An 8,077-nucleotide genomic window follows, 5' to 3' on the forward strand; every position below is an offset into this window, starting at 1 on the left:
GTCGGGGCTGAATGACACGCATCCCCGATGACTGCCTTCCAGCCATCCAGACGTCAGTTTCTCGGGACGGTCGCAGCGTCGACGCTCGTCGGCACCGCCGGCTGTCTCAGCGCACTCGATCGGTCCAGCGACGACCAGAAGCGAACGCTCAGGCTCACGCTCTCTCGCGACGGCGGTTCACTCCGCGAGGCGTTCGTGACTGACCTCTCGGAGACGAGATCCGACCACGACGACGCGGCGTTCCGGACCGTTCTGGACGGGGGGTCGTACACGACGCAGTATCGGAGACCATTCGTGTCGACTCCCGAGAACCCCGTATACACCGAACGCGACGGGACGTACTACCGGCTCGACTCCGTCGTCGTCGACGAGGTCGAGACGACCCACCCGGTGCTCCGACTCTCGGAAGCCAGTGGCGAAACGGAGACACAGAGCGAGACCGACACCGATTCGACGGTGACGGCGTCCGAACTACCCGACGGCGACGCCACGGCGGTCCGTGTCGCACAGATGGGTGCACGGGCCCGGGGGAATGTCGGCGGGGCTCCGTGGGGACTGCTCCAGCGCGGCGGCTACGTCTACCGCGACGACGACCAGCGCAGAGCAAGCGCGCTGTTGGGATCGGACGCACCGACACACGTCCGCTATCGGGATCGCCGGTACCGGATCGACGTCTCTCACGAGCAGTTCTACGAGCCCGTCTATCGGGCGACCGTCGAACCGGTCGCCGAGTCACCAGAGGAGATGGAAGCGATCCTGCGCGCCAGATTCGTCGACGCCCGATTCGCCCGAGACGATCTGTCGGCTGCCGCACGAGACGTACTCGAAACCGCACGACAGGGCGAATATGGCGAATCGCACCCCTACTCGGACGCGTATCGGGACGTACTGCGCGCGATGCACAAACGGGCCTATCTGGACGGAAACATCAGCAAAGACGCCGGCGTCGACAATTCGGGACGACAGATCCTGCGGTACGACGACGTCTACTACGACTATCGGCTCCGGTTCGCCGACGACGGGGCCTGAAGATTAACCGAGGTGACCACTACCGGAGCTCTCGCGGAGATTGATTGGGAACCCCGACGGTCTCCTCACCCAGTTCGGATCTCGAATCGGGCCCCGTCGAGCGTCTCGGCGTCGCCGACGTCGATCTCCCAGCCGTGAGCCAGGACGATCTGTCGGACGCTCGCCATCCCCATTCCGGTGCCGTCTCGGGACGCTTTCGTCGAGAATCCGGGGAGAAAGACCTTCTCGCGAACTGTCGGGTCGAGCCCCGGTCCGTCGTCCTCGTAGTAGAATCCGTCCTCGCCGTCGAGGCGTCCGACACGGACCTCGGCATTCGGGCCGCCGTGTTCGACGGAGTTGCGGACGAGGTTCTCGATCAGTCGGTTGAACGCGTCCGGGTCCGCTTCGATGTGCGTCGATCCAGTGACGGAGAACGACGCCTCCGATCCCGGGTCGGCCGTCGCCCACACCCGTTCGACGACGTCGCCGACGGCGATGCGCTCCCGTTCGGCGACGATCTCGCCGCTTCGGAGCGTGCTCGCGAGGTCCGTTCGGAGTTCGTCGATGCGTTCGACGGCGTCGAGGGCCGTCTCGACGTGGTCGAGATCGCCGGTTTCGAGCGCCAGTTCCAGTCGCCCACGGGCCGTCGAGAGCGGGCTCTGAAAGTCGTGTGAGACGAACTCCGCGAACTCGCCGAGCCGGTCGTTCTGCCGTTGCAGTTCGCGTTCGCGTTTCCGCCGCTCGGTGACGTCCCGGGCGGAGACGACGAGCGCGGTCACGGCCCCCGCCTCGTCTCTGACGGGGCGGAACACGCCTTCGACGGCGATCGGCTCTCCGTCGCCCGTCGGATGCGTGGCCTCGTATTCGACGTACTCCCCGGCGGCGGCCGCATCGACCCAGCGTTCGACGTTGTCCTGCAGTCCGTCGGCCCACCACGGTGTCGATTCGAACGCCTCGCCGATACTCTCGCTTCGGGTCAAATCGACGTACTGCAGTGCCGTCTGATTGACGTCCAGGACGGTCCCATCTGGATCGAGGAGCCCGACGAGGAGATTCGGATCGTTGAACACTGCCTCGAATCGACGCTCGTTGCGTTCTAGCTCCTGCTCGCGTGCTTGTGACTCGGTAACGTCGGTGATGAATCCTTCGAGAACGCGGGGCGTCGTCGAATCGTCTTCGTCAGAATCCGTCGACTGTTCTTTGCCTACATCGACGACGCGTCCCCGCTCCCAGACCCATTTGACCGTCCCGTCCGCGGTGATGACGCGGTAGGTGCACTCGAACGGTTCCTCGTGCTCGATCGCCCGCTGAACGGCGGTCCAGGTCCCCTCTCGGTCTGCCGGGTGGAGCACGTCTTCGCCCCACGCTACATCTCCGGATTCGAGTTCCTCGGCGGCGTACCCGACGAGTGGCTCGCACTCGCCGTCGACGGACTCCATCGGCCACCCGGGTTCGTTTCGCGTTCGGTAGACGATCCCCGGAAGGTTGCTGACGAGGGTTTCGAGCCGCCGCTTGCGGCGCCTCGCCGCCCGCACCGATCGGGACCGCTCGACGGCGTTTTCGATCCGGTTCGCGAGGATGGCGTACTGATCGGTCCCGACTTCTTTCTGCAAGTAGTCGGTGACGCCAGCCGAGATCGCCCGACTCGCCACTTCCTCGGACCCCTTGCCGGTGAAAAGAATGAACGGCAAGTCGGGATGCTCCTCCCGAACGGATTCGAGAAAGTCGATGCCGGTCGTGTCCGCGAGGTCGTGATCGGAGACGATACAATCGACGTCGTCTGCGCGGAGTCGCTGGAGGGCGGCCACCGCAGTCGACTCTGTCAGAACGGTGAGTGAGGAGTTCTGACGTTCGAGAAAGGTCGCAGTGAGGTCGGCAAACTGCGGGTCGTCGTCCACGTGAAGGACCCGAGTCGGGGCGGCCATAGGTGGACACTCCGGACCCGATCCTCTTAGTTGTGCGTGTGTCCTCGCCCATCAGTCGCGCTACGCGTCGAACGGGTCTGCGACGTCCGCCGCGGCGCGTTCGATTGTGTCGGCGCGGTCCGCGATGTCGGCTGCGAACGACGGAGCCGAGAGTGCGTCGAGGTTGCCGCGGACCATCCACAGCGCGGCTTGGAGCGCCGCAGCAGCGAGCGACGCGCCGATCCGAGCGTCGGCGACGACGCCACCGCTTCCCAGTTCGGTCACCCGTTCCGCGACTTCAAGGACGCGCAAGCAGGACTCTGCGACGGCAAGCGGGATCCCCACGGCACGCTTCGAGAGGCGTTCGGACGGTTCCTCGCCGTCCCCGCCGAACAGTTCGTCGACCACCGCAGCGTCCTGCGCGGCGAGCGCGAGCAGCGAGCGGCGCTGCCGTTCGAGGTCCGAACGGAGCGCGGGCAGCGACGACGTGTCCGCGTCGGCGTCGCGAGCAGCGAGCGTGTGTATACAAACCATCTCACAGAGTGCAGCACCCATCGCACCGGTCGCCGCGATCGCGGTGCCACCGGCGGGTGCGACTCGCTCGGACGCGACCTCGTCGAGGAACGAACTGAGCGACTGTTCGGTTGGCGAGGACATCGTCGGCGATTTCGCTCCGGGGTCGGTTGAGTGTTGGGAGGATGCAGCTGCGCGTGGCGTCTGTGTCGCGCAAAACAACACGCCAGGACAGCGTTCGTCAGTGGACGACGCTGGTCGGGAGCGCCGAACCCCGCAGACGGCGGCTAGTTCGTCGTGACGATCTCGACTACGTCGCGGTGTTCGAGTTCGTGATCGGAGCCGACCTGCCGGTTCGATCGGCAGTCGATCCCGTGCAGGAGGCCGTCGCCGATGTCCGAGTGGAGGTGGTACGCGAAGTCCTCGGTCGTCGAATCTTCGGGAAGGATGAAGCAATCCCGGAAGACGCCCTGTGAGTCGGCGCGGCCGTTCGCGCTGCCGGGGAAGATCGCGATCGCGCCCATCACATCGAACAGCGCCGATTCGAGGACGTCCTGGACGCCCGTGCCGCCGAACGCCTCGACGTACTCGCGGATCTGTTCGAGGCCGGCCGCCTGCTCCTCCGAGGGGTCGCCGACGATCTCGAAACTCGACGCTCCGGGCTGATAGTCGACTACGCCCGCCTCTTCGGCCTGCTTGAGTGCCTTCTCCGCGTGCGCGCTCGTGGGAACGAACGTGAGGTGGTCGTAGTCGGGGTCGGCGGTCACGTCGTCGAAATGTTCCTGTGCGGCGGGCTTGTCCATCTTGTTCGCCGCGATGACGATCGGCTTCGTCCGCTTGCGGATCTCGCGGGCGACCCGCTCTTTCGTCGCCTCGTCCCACTCGTCGGGATCGAGACCCGCATCTGTCGCCAACAGGACCTGTTTGATCTCGTCTTTGTTCGTCTTGAACGCCGACATCTGCTCTGCGAGGTCCTCTTCGACGTTCTTCTCCTCGCCGTGATATCCCGAGCGGTACCGTTCGAGCCCCTTCTCCAGGATGTCGAGATACCACATATCGAGCTCGTTTTCGAGGAAGTCGATGTCGTCTCGCGGGTCGTGACCCTCGGTCGGTTCGCCTTCGAGGTCGGTCTCACCGGAGAAGTCGACGACGTGCACGAGCACGTCCGCCTCGTTCAGATCAGTCAGGAACTGATTGCCGAGGCCCTTCCCCTCGTGAGCGCCGGGGATGAGCCCGGCGACGTCGACGAGCTTTACCGGGACGAACCGCGTCCCCTCCTCACAGAAGCCGACCGACGGCGTGCAGCTCTCGTCGAACTCGGGGGCGGCGCACTCGACGCGAACGTACGCCTCGCCGACCGAAGGGTCGATCGTCGTGAAGGGATAGGCGCCCTCCGGAACGTCGTTCATCGTCGCCGCATTGAAAAAAGAGGACTTGCCGACGGACGGTTTGCCGACGAGTCCGATCTTGTAGCTCATTGGATTTCGGCAGTGTCTCGTCGGTCAAAAGCCGTCCTATCCGTCGCTGTCAGCGGGGTGTGATGACACGTCTCAGTTGCGGTTTGCACACCCACTCCGACAGCGTTCACCGGGGAGTATTTGACTCGCGCGCTCCGACACGTGGTATGAGCGAGACGGAAGACGACGGCGACACCTTCGGCGTCGGGATCCACGTCACGGAGGCGGAGTTTCAGTTCGTCGTCCACGTGCCGTCTGACATCGATTCGGGCTGGACGGACCCCGAGGAGTTCCAGCGACTCGTCGAGCAGGCCGTCTGGGAGCGACTCGACCGGGAGGCGACGCTGCGCCGACTCGCGGCGGACGCCGAGACGGGCGAGACGGTCACGCTCGGGCGCGTGACGCTTCGCCCCGACGGAACCGTCGTCGACGCCGCGTTCCGAGAGTCCGTCGTCGAGACGTGAGCGACGCCCTCGACGCTGTCGTCGATGCCGCGCTCGAACGCGCGCTCGTCGACGAGGCGGATGCCCGCCGGTACTTCGCGCTCGCCGGCGTCCTCGAACGCGCTCACGGGCGCGACGAGATCGACGGCGACCCCCCAGACGAGACGACACCGCGCGGGGACACGTCGCAGTACGAGAATCCGTTCGATGCAGCCTTGGTGAGCACCGTCGCAATCCGTGCCCTCGATGCCACGCGCTCGGACGGCATCGACGTCGGCGCGTGGTCACCCGGCACCGACGCGACACACGCGGAGTTCGTCCGTATCGGCGCTGTTGCCGCCGCCCGACGGTTCGACGTCGATATCGAAGTCGTTGCAGCGCGTTCGGGCGTCTCCAGACAGGCACTGGCACGGTACCGCGCGACGCAATCGACCGACCGTTCTTGACGCGGTAGTCCGGTCGTCGACGACTGACGAACTGAGTGCAGCGAGAGGAGCGTTCTGCAACTGGCGGTGCGAGAGCGTCTGCAACTGATCACAGACCTGATCGCACCCATCGGGCGATGAAGACGTGCCGCAATCGTCGTCTCCGGCACACAGCTGTCGCTATTTTTGCGAGCCGCCTCAGAAAAAGAGCGCGCCGACAGGGTTCAAAACGACACGTCAGTTCCGACCGGGAGCGTTCCCGGAGTTGCCGGGTGCGCTGTCGGATTGGTCGCCTCCGTCGTCGTCTTCGGCGTCGTCATCGCTATCGTCGCTGTCGTCTTCTTCTGCGTCGTCCGCTTCCTCGGCGTCATCCGCCTCGGCTTCGTCGTCGGCTTCTTCGGCGTCGTCATCGCTATCGTCGCTGTCGTCTTCCTCGGCGTCGTCGTCAGCCTCGTCGCGGTCGTCCGCTGCGTTACCGTTTCCGGGGTTACCGCGCGGGGCCGATTCGTTCTCGTCGTCGTCGGTCTCGTTCTCGTCGTCGTCCCCAGACTGACCGGGGGCATCTTCAGACCGACCGGGAGCCTCGTCGGACCGGCCTGGGCCGTCCTCCGCGTTGTTCCCCCGCGCGTCCGAATTGCTCTGGGCGTCACCAGAGCGACCCGGAGCGTCGTCGGCTTCGTCATCTGCGGTTTCGTTTTGGTCGTCTGCGTCGTCATCACTGTTCCCGGGCGCTTCGCCGCTGTTCCCGGGCGCGTCGTCAGCGTTGCCCGGGTTGTTCTGCGTCACGAAGTCGGAGATTGCCTGCCCCGGCGGGCCGTCGAAGCCGGCCGACTGGAGCGCGCCGACGAACTGGGCGACTGCCTGACCGAACGGACCCTGCTCGACGAATTCGACCGTTAGTTGAGTCGTCGTCGTGGCCGTCTCGTTATCGGCGCTCGCAGTCACGGTGATCGTGACGTTCTCCTGCGGGAGCGGGAGGGCGACCTCGCCGGCGTCGTCGGTCGTGTACGTGCCCGTTCCCGAGTAATCGCCGTCTGCCTCGATCGCGACGGTCGCGTTCGAGACGGCGTCGTCACCGTCCGTGACGGTCACGAGGACGCCGTCGTCGCTCTGCTCGGCGGCGACTTCCAGTTGCGCGTAGCCGGCGATTTCAGTGGTCGCTTCGGCACTCAGATTGTTCGCTGTCGCAGTGACGGTCACGTTCTGCGTGTCTTCGGGCTGGTCGAGCACCACGGTCCCGTTCGCGTCAGTCGTGTACGTGCCCGTCCCCGAGTAGTTGCGCTCGGCGTCGACGTCCACGGTCGCGTTTGCGACGGGATCGTCGTACTGCGTGACGGTCACGGTCGCCGCGCCGTCAGACGCCTGCTCGATCGTGACGTCCAGGGACTCCTCGACCGGCGTGAGTTCGATCTCCGTCGCAGCCGTTACGCCGTTCGTACGGGCGTCGATCTGGACTGAGACCGTCTCGTTCGGGTTCGGGAGCGTGACGGCTCCATCGGCGTCCGTCGTGTACGTGCCGTTTCCGTCGTACGCCGTCTCGGACGAGACGTTGACTGTTGCGTTCTCGATCGCGTCACCGTACTGCGTGACGGTCACCGCCGCAGTGCCGTCGGCGGCCTGCGTCGCGGTCACGTCGAGCGAGTCGGCGAGCGGGACGAGTTCGACGTCGCTACTCGCGTTCGTCCCGTTGGCGCTCGCGTCGATCTGAACCGAGACTGTCTCGCTCGGATTCGGCAGGACGACTGTTCCGTTCGCGTCCGTCTCGTACGTCCCGTTTCCGGCGTACGGTGTACTCGATGTCACTTCGACCGTCGCGTTCTCGACGGCGGTGTCGTTCTCTGTTACTGTCACGACCGCGTCGCCCGTCTCGGGACGCTGATCGACGTCGACCGAGAGTCCCGTCGCCGCGCTCGCGGCCATCGGGATTGCGGCCATCCCAACGAGGGCGACGACCACGGCGATCGTGAGTGATTTGCTGCGGGTCATTGCACTCGCCCCTTGTGACCCCTCTTGGATAAAGCGGGAACTCGCTCAGGCCGTCTTCCACCCGATTTAGCCCGATTTAACCGAATTAACTGTTTGTGAAGACGGGTGTGCGAGTATGTTTTGCCGATGAATTACGGAGACGACGCTCGAGACGATTGCTTCGAAATGAAGAGAGCCCACGAGCGCGTGCTCGTGGGCTCTGAAAGTATGAGTGGAGGCGGCGAGCCAGTGTTCCCAGAGGATCGCTCACTCCAGTACTACCTCGCACGCTGGCAGGCTTAACTTCCGTGTTCGGGATGGGTACGGGTGTCACCCTGCCGCTCTGGCCGCCTTAATGCCGA

At 65.2% G+C, this 8,077-nt stretch carries 7 protein-coding genes and 1 rRNA gene; 3 read left to right on the forward strand and 5 right to left on the reverse strand.

Features of this window, described 5'->3' with window-relative positions:
- Positions 1-27 precede the first annotated feature (27 nt).
- The gene (locus D3D02_RS12585; RefSeq protein WP_121570341.1) at positions 28-1,029 is read left to right on the forward strand and encodes a hypothetical protein; all 1,002 of its coding nucleotides are present in this window, start codon (positions 28-30) and stop codon (positions 1,027-1,029) included.
- 65 nt (positions 1,030-1,094) lie between these two features.
- Here the strand turns inward: D3D02_RS12585 and D3D02_RS12590 are convergent, their stop codons facing one another.
- The 3 genes from D3D02_RS12590 to D3D02_RS12600 form a co-directional block, all read right to left on the reverse strand.
- A complete protein-coding gene (locus D3D02_RS12590; RefSeq protein ID WP_121570342.1) occupies positions 1,095-2,933 on the reverse strand; it encodes a response regulator in 1,839 nt (612 codons plus the stop codon).
- 60 nt (positions 2,934-2,993) lie between these two features.
- Positions 2,994-3,569 (reverse strand): cyclodeaminase/cyclohydrolase family protein, encoded by a 576-nt coding sequence (locus tag D3D02_RS12595; protein WP_121570343.1) that lies wholly within the window; start codon positions 3,567-3,569, stop codon positions 2,994-2,996.
- A 143-nt stretch (positions 3,570-3,712) separates the two neighbouring features.
- Positions 3,713-4,903, reverse strand: coding sequence for a redox-regulated ATPase YchF (locus tag D3D02_RS12600; RefSeq protein WP_121570344.1), 1,191 nt, complete (start codon positions 4,901-4,903; stop codon positions 3,713-3,715).
- Between the two features lie 146 nt (positions 4,904-5,049).
- Here D3D02_RS12600 and D3D02_RS12605 point away from each other — a divergent pair, with 146 nt between their 5' ends.
- Together D3D02_RS12605 and D3D02_RS12610 are read left to right on the forward strand one after the other, a co-directional pair.
- On the forward strand, positions 5,050-5,346 hold the full coding sequence (locus D3D02_RS12605; RefSeq protein ID WP_121570345.1) for a hypothetical protein: 297 nt from the start codon (positions 5,050-5,052) through the stop codon (positions 5,344-5,346).
- Positions 5,343-5,771 carry a hypothetical protein gene (locus tag D3D02_RS12610; protein WP_121570346.1) on the forward strand — a complete coding sequence of 143 codons (429 nt, stop codon included), beginning with the start codon at positions 5,343-5,345 and terminating at the stop codon, positions 5,769-5,771. Before D3D02_RS12605 ends, D3D02_RS12610 begins: the two co-directional genes overlap by 4 nt.
- A gap of 216 nt (positions 5,772-5,987) precedes the next feature.
- Here D3D02_RS12610 and D3D02_RS12615 read toward each other — a convergent pair whose 3' ends face one another.
- Together D3D02_RS12615 and rrf are read right to left on the reverse strand one after the other, a co-directional pair.
- Positions 5,988-7,736, reverse strand: coding sequence for a hypothetical protein (locus D3D02_RS12615; protein ID WP_121570347.1), 1,749 nt, complete (start codon positions 7,734-7,736; stop codon positions 5,988-5,990).
- 212 nt (positions 7,737-7,948) lie between these two features.
- A 5S ribosomal RNA gene (gene rrf / locus D3D02_RS12620) occupies positions 7,949-8,070 on the reverse strand.
- Between the last annotated feature and the right edge of the window lie 7 nt (positions 8,071-8,077).

The organism is Halobellus sp. Atlit-38R, from assembly GCF_003665925.1.
In the GTDB taxonomy this organism is placed as follows: Archaea; Halobacteriota; Halobacteria; order Halobacteriales; family Haloferacaceae; genus Haloquadratum; species Haloquadratum inordinatus.

What these genes read in the sequence shown, in the direction of transcription:
- D3D02_RS12585 (WP_121570341.1), top strand. Translation starts at nt 28, where the DNA reads ATGACTGCCTTCCAGCCATCCAGACGTCAGTTTCTCGGGACGGTCGCA.
- D3D02_RS12590 (WP_121570342.1), bottom strand. Translation starts at nt 2,933, where the DNA reads ATGGCCGCCCCGACTCGGGTCCTTCACGTGGACGACGACCCGCAGTTT.
- D3D02_RS12595 (WP_121570343.1), bottom strand. Translation starts at nt 3,569, where the DNA reads ATGTCCTCGCCAACCGAACAGTCGCTCAGTTCGTTCCTCGACGAGGTC.
- D3D02_RS12600 (WP_121570344.1), bottom strand. Translation starts at nt 4,903, where the DNA reads ATGAGCTACAAGATCGGACTCGTCGGCAAACCGTCCGTCGGCAAGTCC.
- D3D02_RS12605 (WP_121570345.1), top strand. Translation starts at nt 5,050, where the DNA reads ATGAGCGAGACGGAAGACGACGGCGACACCTTCGGCGTCGGGATCCAC.
- D3D02_RS12615 (WP_121570347.1), bottom strand. Translation starts at nt 7,736, where the DNA reads ATGACCCGCAGCAAATCACTCACGATCGCCGTGGTCGTCGCCCTCGTT.